The sequence below is a fragment of the Cellulosimicrobium cellulans genome (genome assembly GCF_001722485.1).
GTDB lineage: Bacteria > Actinomycetota > Actinomycetes > Actinomycetales > Cellulomonadaceae > Cellulosimicrobium > Cellulosimicrobium cellulans_A.
The window spans coordinates 1-15,529 of sequence record NZ_LWGL01000080.1; the positions used below are offsets into that span (position 1 = coordinate 1).

Below are 15,529 nucleotides of genomic sequence, written 5' to 3' on the forward strand. Positions count from 1 at the left end.
CGTGCGGCGGAGCGCCCGCGGCCGCACCGGGTGCCGCCCCGGCGACCGTCACGACGACGGCGAGGGCCGCGGTGAGCGCGCGGACGGCCTTCCGGGGCCGCGAGGGGCGGGCGGAGGTCTGCACGGTGGTCCCCATGGCACGCAGGATGCCGTGGTCCGGAGCGGCGGCGTGCGCTCGTCGACCACGCGCTGTGGACGACGGGACGGGGAACCGAAGGGCATGTGGTCTGTGGTCGACCGTCCTGCTCACGGCGCCGGACACCTCCGGCGTGCCGTCCGTGGCGCGGCGGGCGTCGGGTAGACTGGGCCGCGCGATCGGCACGACCGTGCGCCTTCTGATCGTCGACGACGCCCCGGCGTCGTCGACGACGAGGCGGCCGGGCCACGCCGGTCGACTTCGCGCGCCACGCTCCCGCACCAGCCCCGGCACGTCCGAGGCCCGCGGGCCGCGTCCGGCGTCGGTCCCGCCCGCACGACGTGCGAGCGGGCGTCGGCACGGGTGGCGCCAGGGGTGCGATCCGCCGTGGACCGCACCGACAACCGCAGGCGCGGCCTCCTCGCGAGGGGGTCGCCGAGAGCGCGCGTGCGCCGGGAGGATCCCGGGCTGCGCGGTGAAAGGACGTGTCATGGCCGTCGTGACCATGCGCCAGCTCCTCGAGAGCGGTGTCCACTTCGGGCACCAGACCCGCCGTTGGAACCCGAAGATGAAGCGCTTCATCTTCACCGAGCGCAACGGCATCTACATCGTCGACCTGCAGCAGTCGCTGTCGTACATCGACCGTGCGTACGACTTCGTCAAGGAGACCGTCGCCCACGGCGGCACCATCCTCTTCGTCGGCACCAAGAAGCAGGCCCAGGAGCCCGTCGCCGAGCAGGCGTCGCGCGTCGGAATGCCCTACGTGAACCACCGCTGGCTCGGTGGCATGCTCACGAACTTCACCACGGTGCACAAGCGCCTGCAGCGCCTCAAGGAGCTCGAGGAGATCGACTTCGACGACGTCGCCGGCTCGGGGCTCACCAAGAAGGAGCTCCTCGTGCTGCGCCGCGAGAAGGACAAGCTCGCCCGCACGCTCGGCGGCATCCGCGACATGGCGAAGGTCCCCTCCGCCGTGTGGATCGTGGACACCAACAAGGAGCACCTCGCCGTCGACGAGGCGCGCAAGCTCAACATCCCGATCGTCGCGATCCTCGACACGAACTGCGACCCCGACGTCGTGGACTACAAGATCCCGGGCAACGACGACGCCATCCGCTCCGTCACGCTGCTCACGCGCGTGATCGCCGACGCCGCCGCCGAGGGCCTCATGCAGCGCCACTCGGGCCGCACGGGTGCCGAGGCCGGCGCGGAGACCGACGCCGAGCCGCTCGCCGAGTGGGAGCGCGAGCTCCTCGAGGGCGCCGAGCAGCAGCTCGAGACGCAGGAGCAGCCGGCCGAGGCCGCCCCGACGCAGGGTGCGTCGGGCGCCGAGGAGGCCGTGGCCCCCGGCGCCGACGCGGCACCCGCGGTCGACGCGGCCGCGGAGGCGGCCGGCGAGCCGACGACCGAGCAGGCCGAGAAGACCGAGTGACACCGTGGGGTGCGCGGCGAGGAACATCCGCCGCGCACCCCGCGTCGTGCCCGGGCGCGCCGTGCGGCCCCGGAATCACCACCCAGCACGTACCCGTGACGAACCACGAGTGAGGATCCTCCACCATGGCGAACTACACCGCCGCTGACATCAAGGCGCTGCGCGAGCGCACCGGCGCCGGCATGCTCGACGTCAAGAAGGCTCTCGACGAGGCCGGCGGCGACGCCGACAAGGCGCTCGAGATCATCCGCGTCAAGGGCCTGAAGGGCGTCGCCAAGCGCGAGGGCCGTTCCACGTCCGAGGGTCTCGTGGCGGTCGACATCCGCGACGCCGAGGGCGGCCAGGTCGCGACGCTCATCGAGCTCAACTCCGAGACCGACTTCGTCGCGAAGAACGACACGTTCATCGGCCTCGCCGACCGCGTGCTCAAGGCGGCCGCGGACGCCGGTGCGCGCGACGCGGACGCGGCGCTCGCCGCGGACGCCGACGGCGAGACCGTCCAGCAGGTCATCGACAACCAGGCCGCGACGCTCGGCGAGAAAATCGTCCTGCGCCGCGTGACCCGCGTCGCGGGCGAGCGCGTCACCGCGTACCTGCACCGCACGGCGCGCGACCTGCCGCCGTCGATCGGCGTCGTCGTCGCGACCGACGCGGCCGGCGAGGCCGTCGCGAAGGACGTCGCCCAGCACGTCGCCGCGATGTCTCCGACCTACCTCTCGCGCGAGGACGTCCCCGCCGAGACGGTCGAGAACGAGCGCCGCATCGCCGAGGAGACCTCGCGCAACGAGGGCAAGCCGGAGGCCGCGCTGCCGAAGATCGTCGAGGGTCGCCTCAACGGCTTCTTCAAGGACGTCGTCCTCGTCGACCAGCCGCTCGCGAAGGACCCGAAGAAGACGGTCGGCCAGGTCGTCTCCGAGGCCGGCGGCTCGATCACCGAGTTCGTCCGCTTCCGCGTCGGCGCCTGACGCCTGCTGGCCCGGCCCTCCCGAGCGGGAGGGTCGGGCCACGCCGCACCCGGGCACCGAGCGAAGCGGCGCCCCGGTGCGGACCAGCACCCCGAGGAGCAGCCCTCCCGCGACCGCGGACGCTGCGCACCGGCCCGGCCGGGCGACGACGAAGGACAGGTGGCGACATGACGACAGGCGAGCCGACGAGCACGGGCCCCGGCGCGGGCGCTCCCGCACGGCGCGTGCTCCTCAAGCTGTCGGGGGAGACGTTCGGCGGCGGCCAGATCGGGCTCGCGCCCGACGTCGTGCAGAGGGTCGCCCAGGAGATCGCGGCGGCCGTCGAGCAGGGCGTGCAGGTCGCGATCGTCGTGGGCGGCGGCAACTTCTTCCGCGGCGCCGAGCTCTCCCAGCGCGGCCTGGACCGGGCGCGCGCCGACTACATGGGCATGCTTGGCACGGTCATGAACTGCCTCGCGCTCCAGGACTTCCTCGAGCAGGCCGGCGTGAAGACGCGCGTGCAGACCGCCATCACCATGGGCCAGGTCGCCGAGCCCTACATCCCGCTGCGGGCGATCCGCCACCTCGAGAAGGGCCGCGTCGTGATCTTCGGCGCGGGCGCCGGGATGCCGTACTTCTCCACGGACACCGTCTCCGTGCAGCGCGCCCTCGAGACGCACTGCCAGGAGGTCCTCATGGGCAAGAACGGCGTGGACGGCGTCTACACGGCCGACCCGCGCAAGGACCCGGCGGCCGTGCGGCTCGACCACCTCACCTACACCGACGCCCTCGTCAACGACCTCGGCGTCATGGACGCCACCGCGCTGAGCCTGTGCCGCGACAACGACGTGCGCATGCGCGTCTTCGGCATGGGCGAGCCGGGGAACGTCACCCGGGCTCTCGTCGGCGAGAATATTGGCACACTGGTCACCGCGGACTGACGAGCAGCTCGCAGGACCGACTGACGTAAGGAGCACTGGGTGATCGACGACACCCTCCTCGAGGCCGAGGAGAAGATGGACAAGGCGGTCGAGGTGGCCAAGGAGGACTTCGCCGCCATCCGCACCGGCCGGGCCAACCCCGCGATGTTCAACAAGATCACGGTCGACTACTACGGTGCCCCGACCCCGCTGCAGCAGCTCGCGTCCTTCCAGACGCCCGAGGCGCGCACGGTCATCGTCTCGCCGTTCGACAAGTCCGCGATGACGGCGATCGAGAAGGCGCTGCGCGACTCCGACCTCGGCGTGAACCCGTCGAACGACGGCAACATCATCCGCGTCGTGCTCCCCGCCCTCACCGAGGAGCGTCGCCGCGACTTCGTCAAGCTCGCGAAGCAGAAGGCCGAGGACTCGCGCGTCTCGATCCGCAACGTGCGGCGCCGCGCCAAGGAGGAGCTCGACCGCATCGTCCGCGACGGCGAGGCCGGCGAGGACGAGGTCGCGCGTGCCGAGAAGGAGCTCGAGGGCCTGACGAAGCAGCACGTCGACCAGGTCGACGCGCTGCTCGCCGGCAAGGAGAGCGAGCTGCTCGAGGTCTGAGGCCCTCCTCGGACCGAGCGCACCAGCCGATGTCAGAACTCCACCCGTCCGCCGCCGGCGACCCCACCGACGGCCGCACGGTCGGCCCGGAGCCCGTCGGGGTCCCGGCCCCCGGTCGTGCTCCGCGCGCCGGGCGCAACCTGCCCGTCGCGATCGCCGTCGGCCTCGGACTGCTCGTCGCCGTGGCCGCGAGCCTCGCCTTCCGGCCGGAGCCGTTCGTCGCGCTCGCGGTGCTCGCCGTGGGCGCGGCGGTCTGGGAGCTCGGCAAGGCGCTGCAGCGCCGCGACCTGCACGTCCCCGTGCTGCCGCTCCTCGTGGGCACCGCCGGCATCCTCGTGTCGTCGTACTACTCGGGTCCCGAGGCGCTGCTCGTCTCCTTCATGCTCACGGTCGCGGGCGTGGTCGTGTGGCGGGTCATCGACGGCTCGGGCACGCCCGCGGTGCGCGACGCCGCCGCGGGCACGTTCGCCGCGGCGTACCTGCCGTTCATGGCCGGGTTCGTCATGCTGCTGCTCGCGCAGGACGACGGCCGCGTGCGCGTCCTGCTGTTCATCCTCCTCGCCGTGGCGAACGACGTCGGCGGGTACGTCGCGGGCGTCCTCTTCGGTCGGCACCCGCTCGCGCCGTCGGTCAGCCCGAAGAAGTCGTGGGAGGGCCTCGCCGGCTCGTTCGTCCTCGCGACCGCCGTGGGCGTCGTCGGGGTCGTCGTCGGCCTCGGTGCGAGCCCGCTGCTCGGCGTCGCGCTCGGCGTCCTGACGCCGCTCACGGCGACCGTCGGGGACCTCGCCGAGTCCATGATCAAGCGGGACCTAGAATTGAAGGACATGGGGTCGCTCCTGCCGGGTCACGGAGGCATCCTCGACCGCCTCGACTCCATGCTCCTCACCGCGCCGTTCGTCTACGTGCTGCTCACCGTGGCAGCGTGACGGCGCGCCGCCGCCCCCCACGCTTGGACCTCCTCCCATGACCGTCCGACAGACCGCCCGTCCGTCCGACCGCCCTGCCGACCCTGCCGACCTCCCCACGCCGACGGCGCGCTCCGTGCGCCCGTCGGCGGAGTCGACGCCGCTGCCGCTCGTCATGTCGGCGCCGCGCCGCGGGAAGCCGCCGCGCCACTTCGCGGACCTCGCGCCGGAGGAGGTGCGCGACGCCGTCGTCGAGCTCGGCGAGAAGCCGTTCCGCGCCAAGCAGCTCGCGACGCACTACTACGCGCACCTCACGCGCGACCCCGAGGCGATGACCGACCTGCCGAAGGCGACGCGCGACACGCTCGCCGGGGCGCTCTTCCCGCCGCTGCTCACCGAGGCGCGCCGCATGGAGGCCGACGGCGGCACGACCGTCAAGACCCTGTGGCACCTGTTCGACGGGGCCAAGGTCGAGTCGGTGCTCATGCGCTACCCGCAGCGCTCGACGCTGTGCGTGTCCAGCCAGGCCGGCTGCGGCATGGCGTGCCCGTTCTGCGCGACCGGCCAGCTCGGCCTCACGCGCAACCTCTCGGTCGCGGAGATCGTCGAGCAGGTGCGCGCCGCGGCCCGCTCGCTCGCCGACGGCGAGATCCCGGGCGGCCCGGCGCGCCTGAACAACCTCGTGTTCATGGGCATGGGGGAGCCGCTCGCCAACTACAAGGCGGTCATGGGCACGGTGCGCCGGCTCGTCGCGCCCGCGCCGGACGGCCTCGGCATGTCGGCGCGCAACATCACGGTGTCGACGGTCGGGCTGGTCCCCGCGATGCGCAAGCTCGCGGACGAGGGCATCCCGGTGACGCTCGCCCTGTCGCTGCACGCCCCCGACGACGACCTGCGCGGCGAGCTCGTGCCCATCAACACGCGCTGGAGCGTCGACGAGGCGCTCGACGCCGCCCGCCACTACTTCGAGGTCACGGGCCGGCGCGTGAGCATCGAGTACGCGCTCATCAAGGACATGAACGACCACGCGTGGCGTGCGGACCTGCTGGGCGAGAAGCTCAACGCGCGCGGGCGCGGGTGGGTGCACGTCAACCCCATCCCGCTCAACCCCACGCCGGGGTCGATCTGGACGGCCAGCGACCCTGCCGTCGAGGCGGAGTTCGTGGCACGATTGCGCGGGCACGGGATCCCGACCACGATCCGTGACACCCGCGGCAGCGACATCGACGGCGCCTGCGGGCAGCTCGCTGCAGAGGAGGACGAGTGAGTTCGCTGTTCACGACGGTCGCGAAGACGCGCAACGGGTACGACCCGGAGGAGGTCGACGACTTCTTCGAGCACGCGCGCGACGTCTACGAGGGGCGCGCGACGGACCGTCTGACGAGCACCGACATCCAGACGTCCGTCTTCGACCTCGTCCGCGGCGGGTACGACACGCACGAGGTGGACGCGGCGCTCGACCGGCTCGAGGGGGCGTTCATCGCGCGCCAGCGCGCGGAGTACGTCGCGGCGCACGGGCAGCAGGCCTGGATGAACGCGCTCGCGGAGCGCGCGCGCACGCTCTACGGGCGCCTGGGCCGGCCCGACGGCGAGAAGTTCGCCCCCGGCGAGCGCGGCAAGCCGGCCTACGACACGGACGACGTCGACGACCTGTGCGACCGGCTCGTGGCCTACTTCGACCGCCAGGTGCCGATCACCGCGGCGGAGATCCGCGCCGCCACGTTCCGGCGCGCGCGGGGCCGCGACGGCTACGCCGAGGGCCCCGTCGACGCGTTCTTCGCGCGGGCCATCGAGGTGCTGCTCGGCGTCGAGTGACGGCGACGCCCACCGGCGTCGGGACGACGCCGTGACGACGGACCCGCGCACCGCGTCGCACCCGCTCGTGCGACGCGCCGTCGCCGTGCTCGCGGTGGCCAACGCCCGCCACCCGTGGAACCACAACGAGCACTTCCACCCGTGGGTGCTGCGCCGGGTGCCGCGCGGGGCGCGCGCGGTGCTCGACGTGGGGTGCGGTGCGGGCGTGCTGCTCGGCCGGCTGCTCGGCCGGCTGGGCGACACGGCGTCCGCGGTCGACGGGATCGACGCCGACCCCAGGATGGTCGCGGCGGCGCGGTCGCGCCTCGGCGACGACCCGCGCGTCACCGTCCGGCAGCTCGCGTTCGAGGACCTTCCGGCGGACGGCCGCTACGACGCGGTGACGATGGTCGCCGTCCTCCACCACCTCGACCACCACCTCGGCCTCGGCGACGCCCTGGCGCACGCGCGCGACCTCCTCGCGCCCGGCGGGCGCCTGCTCGTCGTGGGTCTGGCCCGCGTGGACTCGCCGCTCGACGTCGCCGTGGACGTCGTCTCGGCGCTGCTGAACCCGCTCGTCGGTCTCGTGAAGCACCCGCGGCGCGCGCGCCCGGGGGACCTTGGCCCCGACGCGCCCGGCATGCCGGTCCGCGACCCCGTGCTCTCCGTCGCCGAGGTCGCCCGTGCGGCACGGGCCGTGCTGCCGGGCGTGCGCGTGCGCCGTCGGCTGTTCTTCCGGTACACGCTCGAGTGGACACGACGCTGACCGCGACCTGGGAGGATGGAGCCATGCACGACCCGGCCACCGCTCCCCGCACCCTGACGATCCTCGGCTCGACCGGCTCGATCGGGACCCAGGCGATCGACGTCGTCCGGGCGCACCCCGGGCGGTTCCGCGTCGAGGCGCTGTCCGCGGGCGGCGGCGATGTGGACCTCCTCGCGCGCCAGGCGACGGAGCTCGGCGTGCGCGCGGTCGCGGTGGCGGACGCCTCGCGGGCGGGCGCGCTGGAGCAGGCGCTCGCCGGTGCGGTGGGGACCGCGGGAAGGCTCCCCGAGGTGCTCGCCGGACCGGACGCCGCCGCCGAGCTCGCGGGGCGGGGGAGCGACGTCGTGCTCAACGGGATCACGGGGTCCGTCGGCCTCGGGCCGACGCTCGCCGCGCTCGAGGGCGGGTCGACGCTCGCGCTCGCGAACAAGGAGTCGCTCGTGGCAGGCGGCGCGCTCGTGCGCGCGGCCCAGCGTCGGCCCGACCAGATCGTGCCGGTGGACTCCGAGCACTCGGCGATTGCGCAGTGCCTGCGGTCGGGGGCGGGCACGGAGGTGCGGCGCCTCGTGCTCACGGCGTCGGGCGGTCCGTTCCGCGGCTGGTCGGCCGACGCCGTGAAGGCCGCGACGGTGGACCAGGCGCTCGCCCACCCCACGTGGGCGATGGGCCCCGTCGTCACCGTGAACTCGGCGAGCCTGATGAACAAGGGCCTCGAGCTCATCGAGGCGCACCTGCTGTTCGACGTGGACGTCGAGGACATCACCGTCGTCGTGCACCCGCAGTCCGTCGTGCACTCCATGGTCGAGTTCGTCGACGGCTCGACCATCGCGCAGGCGTCGCCGCCGGACATGCGCCTGCCCATCGCGCTCGGCCTGAGCTGGCCCGAGCGCCTCGACGTCGTCGCGCCGCCGTGCGACTGGACGCAGGCCGCGTCGTGGACCTTCGAGCCGCTCGACGACGCGGCGTTCCCCGCCGTGCGGCTCGCCCGCGAGGCGGTCGCGGCGAGCGCGACGCACCCGGCCGTGTACAACGCCGCGAACGAGCAGGCGGTCGCCGCGTTCCTCAGCGGACGCGCAGGTTTCGGTGACATCGTCACCACGGTCGAGCGCGTCCTCGCCGCGCACGCGGGAACCCCGCGTGACGCCGTCACGTTGGACGACGTGTCGGCGGCGGAGGAGTGGGCGCGGGCGCGGGCCGACGAGCTGCTCGCCCGGCACTGACGGGGCCGGCTCGGCGCGAGACGCACCATCACCACCACCCGAGACATCACCCGCACCACCCGTGACACTGTGAGGACGGAATTATGGCGACGCTGATCGGGATCCTCGTGATCGTGCTCGGCATCCTCGTCTCGATCGCGCTGCACGAGGTGGGCCACATGGTCCCCGCGAAGAAGTTCGGCGTGCGCGTGAGCCAGTACATGGTCGGCTTCGGCCCGACCCTGTGGTCTCGCCGCAAGGGCGAGACGGAGTACGGGATCAAGGCGGTCCCGCTCGGCGGCTACGTGCGGCTCGTGGGCATGATGCCGCCCGCGCCGGCCGGTGCGCGGCCCCGGGGGAACGGGTTCTTTGCCCAGGTCGTCGCCGACGCGCGCGACGCGAGCACCGAGGAGGTGCGGCCGGGCGAGGAGCACCGGGCGTTCTACAACCTCTCGGCGCCGAAGAAGGCCGTCGTCATGCTCGGCGGGCCGTTCATGAACCTCCTCATCGCGTTCGTCCTCATGCTGGTGGTGAGCGTCGGCATCGGCCTGCCGACGGCGACGACCACCGTCGGCACCGTCACGCCGTGCGTGACCGACACCGTGACGGCTGACGGCTCCGAGTGCGCCGGGGACGACCCGGAGTCGCCCGCGGCGGCGGCCGGCCTGCGGCCCGGCGACGAGGTGGTGTCGTTCGACGGCGCTCCCGTCACGTCGTGGGAGCAGCTGTCGGGGGTGATCCGCGGCGCCGCCGACGAGACGGTGCCGGTGGTCGTCGAGCGCGACGGCGAGCAGGTCGAGCTGGACGTCACGCCCGTCGAGGTCGAGCGCCAGGTGGTCGCCGAGGACGGCACGCCCGTCGTCGACGACGCGGGCGACCCGGTCACCGAGCCCGTCGGCTACATGGGCTTCTCGCCCACGGTCGAGCGCCGCTCGGCGGGCGTCGGCACGGCGGTCGAGGCGACGTGGCAGCAGGTGAGCGGCACCGCGGGCATCATCGTCACGCTGCCCGTCAAGGTCGCCGAGGCCGCCCAGGCGGCGTTCACCGACGCGCCGCGCGAGCAGGACTCGGTCATGAGCGTCGTCGGGGTCGGCCGTGTCGCGGCCGACGTGGCGGGGGCCGACAACCCGGTGCTCGACCGCGTCGTGACCATGCTCCTGCTGCTCGCCGCGCTCAATGTCGCGCTGTTCGTCTTCAACCTCATCCCGCTCCTGCCGCTCGACGGGGGACACGTCGTCAACGCCGTCTACGAGGGGGCCAAGCGCACCGTCGCGCGCGTGCGCGGACGGCCGCGACCCGGGCCGGCCGACGTGGCGCGCATGATGCCCGTCGCGTACGTGATGTTCGTCGTGCTCGTCGGCGTCGGCGCGCTGCTCATCCTCGCCGACGTCGTCGACCCCGTCCGGCTCACGTAGCGCACGCGCCGCGTCCCCGGCGCGTTCCCGGCGCGCCCACGCCGCGCTCGTGGAGGCACCGCGAAGATGTCCCGGACCCGTGGGGAAGGTGACGTCCCGGACAGCCCCGACGTGCGGCACCCCGCCTCGTGCGGGGGATACTAGGGGCGTGAGCGTACCCATCAGCCTCGGAATGCCCGCCGCCCCGCCGCCGGTCCTGGCGCCGCGCCGCAAGACCCGCAAGATCAAGGTCGGCAAGGTCGAGGTCGGCGGCGACGCCCCCATCAGCGTCCAGTCCATGACCACGACGCCGACCACGGACATCAACGCGACCCTCCAGCAGATCGCCGAGCTCACAGCGTCCGGCTGCGACATCGTCCGCGTGGCCGTGCCGAGCGCCGACGACGCCGAGGCGCTGCCGGCCATCGCGAAGAAGTCGCAGATCCCCGTGATCGCCGACATCCACTTCCAGCCGAAGTACGTCTACGCCGCGATCGACGCCGGCTGCGCCGCCGTGCGCGTGAACCCCGGCAACATCCGCAAGTTCGACGACCAGGTCAAGCAGATCGCGCGGGCCGCGTCCGACGCGGGCGTCTCGATCCGCATCGGCGTCAACGCGGGCTCGCTCGACCCGCGCCTGCTCGCCAAGTACGGCAAGGCGACGCCCGAGGCGCTCGTCGAGTCGGCCGTGTGGGAGGCGTCGCTGTTCGAGGAGCACGACTTCCACGACTTCAAGATCTCGGTCAAGCACAACGACCCGGTCGTCATGGTCCGCGCGTACGAGCTGCTCTCCCAGGCGGGCGACTGGCCGCTGCACCTCGGCGTGACCGAGGCCGGTCCCGCTTTCCAGGGCACCATCAAGTCGGCGACGGCCTTCGGCGCGCTGCTCAGCCAGGGCATCGGCGACACGATCCGCGTCTCCCTCTCGGCCCCGCCGGTCGAGGAGGTCAAGGTCGGCAACCAGATCCTGCAGGCCCTCAACCTGCGCCCGCGCAAGCTCGAGATCGTCTCGTGCCCGTCGTGCGGCCGCGCGCAGGTCGACGTCTACACGCTCGCCGAGAAGGTGACCGCCGGCCTCGAGGGCATGGAGGTCCCGCTGCGCGTCGCCGTGATGGGCTGCGTCGTCAACGGCCCGGGCGAGGCCCGTGAGGCCGACCTCGGCGTCGCGTCCGGCAACGGCAAGGGCCAGATCTTCGTCAAGGGCGAGGTCGTCAAGACCGTCCCCGAGGCCCTCATCGTCGAGACGCTCATCGAGGAGGCCATGCGCATCGCCGAGACGATGACGCCCGAGAACGACGCGCAGGCCGGGTCCCCGGTCGTCACCGTCGGCTGACGCCGTGTCGCGCTGGCGCCCGTCGGTCCCGGCCCTGCGGACGCGGGCCGGGGCCGACGCGCGCGAGCTGGGCGACGGTGACGTCGCGGAGGCGCTCGCGGTGTGCGCGGCCGACCCGGTCGCCTCGGCGCTCGCCGCGGCGCGGTTCGAGGTGGCGCTGCGGGTCGGCCTGCGGGCCGCGGGCGGCCAGGCGTGGGGCTTCCCCGCCGAGGGGCCGCTCGAGGCCGTGTGCTGGGCGGGCGCGAACCTCGTGCCCGTCGTCCCGCGGACGCTCGACGAGGCGGCCCGCCGCGCGGCCGTCGCGGGCTTCGCGGCGCTCGCGCGACGTGCCGGGCGCCGGTCGTCGTCGGTCGTGGGGGAGCGCGACGCGGTGCTCGCCCTCTGGGCGACGCTCGCGGAGAGCTGGCCCGCGCCGCGCGAGGTGCGCGCGACCCAGCCGTCCCTCGCGATCGACCGCTCGCCCGACGTCGCGCCCGACACGTCCGTGCGGCGCTCGGTCCCCGCCGAGGTCCCGGTCGTGCTGCCGGCGTGCGTGCGGATGTTCACCGAGGAGGTGGGCTACTCGCCCGTCGAGGGCGGCGGGCGCGCCTACGAGGAGCGCGTGCGCTCGCTCGTCGCCGCCGGCCGCTCGTTCGTCCGCGTCGACGGCACCGGGACGGGCGCGCACGTGGTGTTCAAGGCGGAGCTGGGCGCGGTGACCGAGCGCGTCGCGCAGGTCCAGGGCGTGTGGGTCGACCCGCGCTACCGGGGCCGAGGGCTGTCCGCCCCGGGCATGGCGGCCGTCGTGGAGCTCGCCCGCGCCGTCCCGGACGGCGCGGGGCGACCGCCGGTCGTGTCGCTGTACGTCAACGACTACAACGTGCGCGCGCTCGCGACGTACCGCCGCGTCGGGTTCGAGCAGGTCGGCACGTACGCGACCGTCCTCTTCTGAGCCCCTCCTGAGCCGTGCCCTGCGGACGGCGGCTCACTTGAGCAGCCGGGACAGCCGCCGGTCGGCGAGCACCTGACCGCCGGTCTGGCACGTCGCGCAGTACTGCAGGCTGCGGTCCGCGAAGTTCACCTCGCGCACCTCGTCCCCGCACACGGGGCACGGCAGCCCGGTCCGCCCGTGCACGCGCATGCCGGCGCGCTTGGCGTCCTTGAGCTCGGCCGCGGGCCGGCCCGACGCCGCGGCCACGGCCTCGCCCAGCACCTCGCCCACCGCGGCGTGCACGCGCGCGACCTCGTCGGGCGTGAACGACCGCGTGAGCTTGAACGGGCTCGTCCGGGCCGCGTGGAGGATGTCGTCGGAGTACGCGTTGCCGATCCCCGCGATCGACGACTGGTCGCGCAGCAGGCCCTTGACCTGCTGGTTGCGCGCGGCCATGAGGCCGGCGAGCACGTCGGGCGTGAAGGCGGCGTCGAGCGGCTCGACGCCGAGCGTCGCGATCGCGTGCACCTCGCCCGGGTCCCGCACGACGTGCACCGCGAGGCGCTTGCGCGTGCCGGCCTCCGTGAGGTCGAACCCCGAGCCGTCGTCGAGGCGCACGCGCAGCGCGAGCGCGGCGACCTTGCCCCCGCCGCCGCCCCCGAGGCGCGGGCGCACGGGCGTCGTCGGCACCTTCTCCGACCACCGCAGCCACCCGCCGCGGGCGAGGTGGAAGACGAGGTGCAGCTCGTCGTCGGGCTCGGCGGGCCCGTCGGCCGAGGCTCTGGCGAGCACGACGTCGAGCCACTTGCCGTGCCGCCGGGCCCCGGCGACGACGCGCCCGACCAGCGCCGTGACGGGCGGGTCGAAGGTCTTCAGCGCGGCGATCTGCGCGACGTCCGCGGCGACGACGGCGTGCCCCGTGGCGCGGTCGTCGAGGAACCGGACGAGGGCCTCCACCTCGGGCAGCTCGGGCATGGGCTCATCCTCCCCGCCGGTAGGGTTGGGCGCATGTCTTCCGTCACCGGGGAGTCGCGCGCGTCCCTCGCGGCCGCCCCCTCCGCCGACCTGCTGCGCCTGTCCACCCTCTTCGTCCGGACGCTGCGCGAGGACCCCGCCGACGCCGAGGTCGCGAGCCACAAGCTTCTCGTGCGCGCGGGCTACATCCGCCGCGCGGCTCCCGGCATCTACACGTGGCTGCCGCTCGGCCTGCGCGTGCTGCGCAAGGTCGAGGCCGTGGTCCGCGAGGAGATGGCCGCCGCCGGCGCCCAGGAGGTCCACTTCCCGGCGCTGCTGCCCAAGGAGCCGTACGAGGCGACGGGCCGCTGGACGGAGTACGGCCCGAACATCTTCCGGCTCAAGGACCGCAAGGAGGCCGACTACCTCCTCGCGCCCACCCACGAGGAGATGTTCACCCTCCTGGTCAAGGACCTGTACTCGTCGTACAAGGATCTGCCGCTGTCGATCTACCAGATCCAGACGAAGTACCGCGACGAGGCGCGGCCCCGCGCGGGCCTCATCCGCGGGCGCGAGTTCGTCATGAAGGACGCGTACTCGTTCGACGTCTCCGACGAGGGCCTCGAGCGCTCCTACGAGGCGCAGCGCGCCGCGTACCGGCGCATCTTCGAGCGCCTCGGGCTCGAGTACGTCGTGGTCGCGGCGACGTCGGGCGCGATGGGGGGCTCCCGCTCGGAGGAGTTCCTCACCCCGACGCCGATCGGCGAGGACACGTTCGTCCGCTCGCCCGGGGGCTACGCCGCCAACGTCGAGGCCGTCGTCACGCCCGTGCCGGAGGCGGTCGACTACGCCGACGCGCCCGCGGCCCACGTGGAGGACACGCCGGGCACGCCGACGATCGACTCGCTCGTCGCGTTCGCCAACGAGCACCACCCGCGCGCCGACCGGCCCTGGACCGCGGCGGACACGCTGAAGAACGTCGTGCTCGCCCTCACGCACCCGGACGGGCGCCGCGAGATCGTCGTCGTCGGCCTCCCCGGCGACCGCGAGGTCGACCTCAAGCGCGTCGGCGCGGCGTTCGAGCCCGCCGAGGTCGAGCCGGCGACCGACGCGGACTTCGCCGCCCACCCCGAGCTCGTCAAGGGCTACATCGGCCCCCAGGTGCTCGGCCCGAACGTGCCGCGCGAGGCCCCCGTCCCCGCGGACGTCGCCGAGGCGGCCGCCCACGGGGAGCCGGTGCGCCACTCGGTGCGCTACCTGCTCGACCCGCGCGTCGTCGCGGGGACGCGGTGGATCACCGGTGCCAACGAGGACGGGCGGCACGTGTTCGACCTCGTCGCCGAGCGCGACTTCGCGGCCGACGGCACCGTCGAGGCGGCCGAGGTGCGCGCCGGGGACGAGGCGCCCGACGGGTCAGGCCCGCTGGAGCTCGCCCGCGGCATCGAGATCGGTCACATCTTCGCCCTCGGCCGCAAGTACGCGCAGGCTCTCGGCCTCACCGTGCTCGACGAGAACGGCAAGCAGGTCGTCGTGACGATGGGCTCGTACGGCATCGGCGTGACGCGCGTGCTCGCGGCGCTCGCCGAGGCCAACCACGACGACGCCGGGCTGGCCTGGCCCGCGCACGTCGCGCCCGCGCACGTGCACGTCGTCGCCACGGGCAAGGACGCGTCGGTGTTCGACGAGGCGGAGCGGCTCGCCGCCGAGCTCGTGGCGCGCGGCGTCGAGGTCGTCTACGACGACCGCCCCAAGGTCTCGCCGGGCGTGAAGTTCAAGGACGCCGAGCTGCTCGGCGTGCCGCTGCTGCTCGTCGTGGGCCGCGGGCTCGCCGACGGCGTCGTCGAGGTCCGCCCGCGCGCGGGCGAGGCCGAGCAGGTGCCGGTCGCGGACGCCGTCGACGAGGTCGTGCGGCGCGTCGAGGCGCTCCTCGGCTGACGGCTCCCCGGGCGGGCGCGGCGACCGCCCGCCCGGCGCTCAGGGCGCGGTCTGCTCGGGGAGACCGGGGAAGGCGACCGGGGCTGCGCCCCACGCGAGCGCGGCCTGCCACGAGTTTGTGAGCAGGGCGAGGAGCGCCTCGCGCGACGCCGGTGCGGCGGTCGCGACGAGAGACGCGTAGGACTGCGCGAGCTCGGCCTCGAGGCGGCGGGCGAGCGCCGCGGTGTCCTCGTCGGCCGGGACGTCGTAGGCGACGCGGCGCGGGTCCTGGTCCGTGCCGTCCGTCCCG

The 15,529-nt window shown here is 74.0% G+C and carries 15 protein-coding genes; 13 read left to right on the top strand and 2 right to left on the bottom strand.

Annotation, left to right across the window (positions count from 1 at the left end; genetic code table 11):
- Positions 1 to 626 precede the first annotated feature (626 nt).
- The 12 genes from rpsB to JZ5iCDA_RS10275 all read left to right on the top strand — a co-directional run bounded on the left by rpsB (position 627) and on the right by JZ5iCDA_RS10275 (position 12,372).
- Complete coding sequence (gene rpsB / locus JZ5iCDA_RS10220) at positions 627 to 1,568, top strand: 30S ribosomal protein S2 (RefSeq protein WP_069387076.1); 942 nt, start codon at positions 627 to 629, stop codon at positions 1,566 to 1,568.
- Positions 1,569 to 1,693: 125 nt separating this feature from the next.
- Entirely contained in the window at positions 1,694 to 2,533 is an 840-nt protein-coding gene (gene tsf / locus JZ5iCDA_RS10225; RefSeq protein WP_069387077.1) for a translation elongation factor Ts, read from the top strand.
- 167 nt (positions 2,534 to 2,700) lie between these two features.
- Complete coding sequence (gene pyrH / locus JZ5iCDA_RS10230; RefSeq protein WP_069387078.1) at positions 2,701 to 3,453, top strand: UMP kinase; 753 nt, start codon at positions 2,701 to 2,703, stop codon at positions 3,451 to 3,453.
- Between the two features lie 39 nt (positions 3,454 to 3,492).
- Positions 3,493 to 4,050, top strand: a complete 558-nt coding sequence (gene frr, locus JZ5iCDA_RS10235) for a ribosome recycling factor (protein ID WP_069387079.1) — start codon at positions 3,493 to 3,495, stop codon at positions 4,048 to 4,050.
- Between the two features lie 29 nt (positions 4,051 to 4,079).
- Entirely contained in the window at positions 4,080 to 4,976 is an 897-nt protein-coding gene (locus tag JZ5iCDA_RS10240) for a phosphatidate cytidylyltransferase (protein WP_083259878.1), read from the top strand.
- Between the two features lie 154 nt (positions 4,977 to 5,130).
- On the top strand, positions 5,131 to 6,222 hold the full coding sequence (gene rlmN / locus JZ5iCDA_RS10245) for a 23S rRNA (adenine(2503)-C(2))-methyltransferase RlmN (RefSeq protein WP_069387086.1): 1,092 nt from the start codon (positions 5,131 to 5,133) through the stop codon (positions 6,220 to 6,222).
- A complete protein-coding gene (locus JZ5iCDA_RS10250; RefSeq protein ID WP_069387080.1) occupies positions 6,219 to 6,770 on the top strand; it encodes a DivIVA domain-containing protein in 552 nt (183 codons plus the stop codon). The genes rlmN and JZ5iCDA_RS10250 overlap by 4 nt, the downstream gene beginning before the upstream one ends.
- Before the next feature lie 31 nt (positions 6,771 to 6,801).
- Positions 6,802 to 7,515 carry a class I SAM-dependent methyltransferase gene (locus JZ5iCDA_RS10255; protein ID WP_216093430.1) on the top strand — a complete coding sequence of 238 codons (714 nt, stop codon included), beginning with the start codon at positions 6,802 to 6,804 and terminating at the stop codon, positions 7,513 to 7,515.
- Positions 7,516 to 7,538: 23 nt separating this feature from the next.
- Positions 7,539 to 8,735: a 1-deoxy-D-xylulose-5-phosphate reductoisomerase gene (dxr, locus tag JZ5iCDA_RS10260; protein ID WP_069387081.1), complete on the top strand. Its 1,197-nt coding sequence runs from the start codon at positions 7,539 to 7,541 to the stop codon at positions 8,733 to 8,735.
- A gap of 83 nt (positions 8,736 to 8,818) precedes the next feature.
- Entirely contained in the window at positions 8,819 to 10,129 is a 1,311-nt protein-coding gene (locus JZ5iCDA_RS10265; RefSeq protein WP_069387082.1) for a M50 family metallopeptidase, read from the top strand.
- Positions 10,130 to 10,301: 172 nt separating this feature from the next.
- On the top strand, positions 10,302 to 11,441 hold the full coding sequence (gene ispG / locus JZ5iCDA_RS10270; protein WP_171905347.1) for a flavodoxin-dependent (E)-4-hydroxy-3-methylbut-2-enyl-diphosphate synthase: 1,140 nt from the start codon (positions 10,302 to 10,304) through the stop codon (positions 11,439 to 11,441).
- Between the two features lie 4 nt (positions 11,442 to 11,445).
- Positions 11,446 to 12,372, top strand: a complete 927-nt coding sequence (locus tag JZ5iCDA_RS10275; protein WP_083259880.1) for a GNAT family N-acetyltransferase — start codon at positions 11,446 to 11,448, stop codon at positions 12,370 to 12,372.
- Positions 12,373 to 12,405: 33 nt separating this feature from the next.
- On the opposite strand, the gene JZ5iCDA_RS10280 is transcribed toward JZ5iCDA_RS10275, so the two are convergent.
- The gene (locus JZ5iCDA_RS10280) at positions 12,406 to 13,326 is read right to left on the bottom strand and encodes an Fpg/Nei family DNA glycosylase (RefSeq protein WP_069387084.1); all 921 of its coding nucleotides are present in this window, start codon (positions 13,324 to 13,326) and stop codon (positions 12,406 to 12,408) included.
- Between the two features lie 33 nt (positions 13,327 to 13,359).
- Here JZ5iCDA_RS10280 and JZ5iCDA_RS10285 point away from each other — a divergent pair, with 33 nt between their 5' ends.
- Positions 13,360 to 15,240 (top strand): proline--tRNA ligase, encoded by a 1,881-nt coding sequence (locus JZ5iCDA_RS10285; RefSeq protein WP_069387089.1) that lies wholly within the window; start codon positions 13,360 to 13,362, stop codon positions 15,238 to 15,240.
- A gap of 39 nt (positions 15,241 to 15,279) precedes the next feature.
- On the opposite strand, the gene JZ5iCDA_RS10290 is transcribed toward JZ5iCDA_RS10285, so the two are convergent.
- On the bottom strand, positions 15,280 to 15,529 hold a 250-nt coding region (locus tag JZ5iCDA_RS10290), incomplete at its 5' end, for a DUF4439 domain-containing protein (RefSeq protein WP_139123061.1).

Bases quoted from the DNA above. Each gene is read 5' to 3' on its own strand.
- rpsB (WP_069387076.1), top strand. From the start codon at position 627: ATGGCCGTCGTGACCATGCGCCAGCTCCTCGAGAGCGGTGTCCACTTC.
- dxr (WP_069387081.1), top strand. From the start codon at position 7,539: ATGCACGACCCGGCCACCGCTCCCCGCACCCTGACGATCCTCGGCTCG.
- JZ5iCDA_RS10240 (WP_083259878.1), top strand. From the start codon at position 4,080: ATGTCAGAACTCCACCCGTCCGCCGCCGGCGACCCCACCGACGGCCGC.
- JZ5iCDA_RS10285 (WP_069387089.1), top strand. From the start codon at position 13,360: ATGTCTTCCGTCACCGGGGAGTCGCGCGCGTCCCTCGCGGCCGCCCCC.
- JZ5iCDA_RS10280 (WP_069387084.1), bottom strand. From the start codon at position 13,326: ATGCCCGAGCTGCCCGAGGTGGAGGCCCTCGTCCGGTTCCTCGACGAC.
- tsf (WP_069387077.1), top strand. From the start codon at position 1,694: ATGGCGAACTACACCGCCGCTGACATCAAGGCGCTGCGCGAGCGCACC.
- ispG (WP_171905347.1), top strand. From the start codon at position 10,302: ATGCCCGCCGCCCCGCCGCCGGTCCTGGCGCCGCGCCGCAAGACCCGC.
- pyrH (WP_069387078.1), top strand. From the start codon at position 2,701: ATGACGACAGGCGAGCCGACGAGCACGGGCCCCGGCGCGGGCGCTCCC.
- rlmN (WP_069387086.1), top strand. From the start codon at position 5,131: ATGTCGGCGCCGCGCCGCGGGAAGCCGCCGCGCCACTTCGCGGACCTC.
- JZ5iCDA_RS10265 (WP_069387082.1), top strand. From the start codon at position 8,819: ATGGCGACGCTGATCGGGATCCTCGTGATCGTGCTCGGCATCCTCGTC.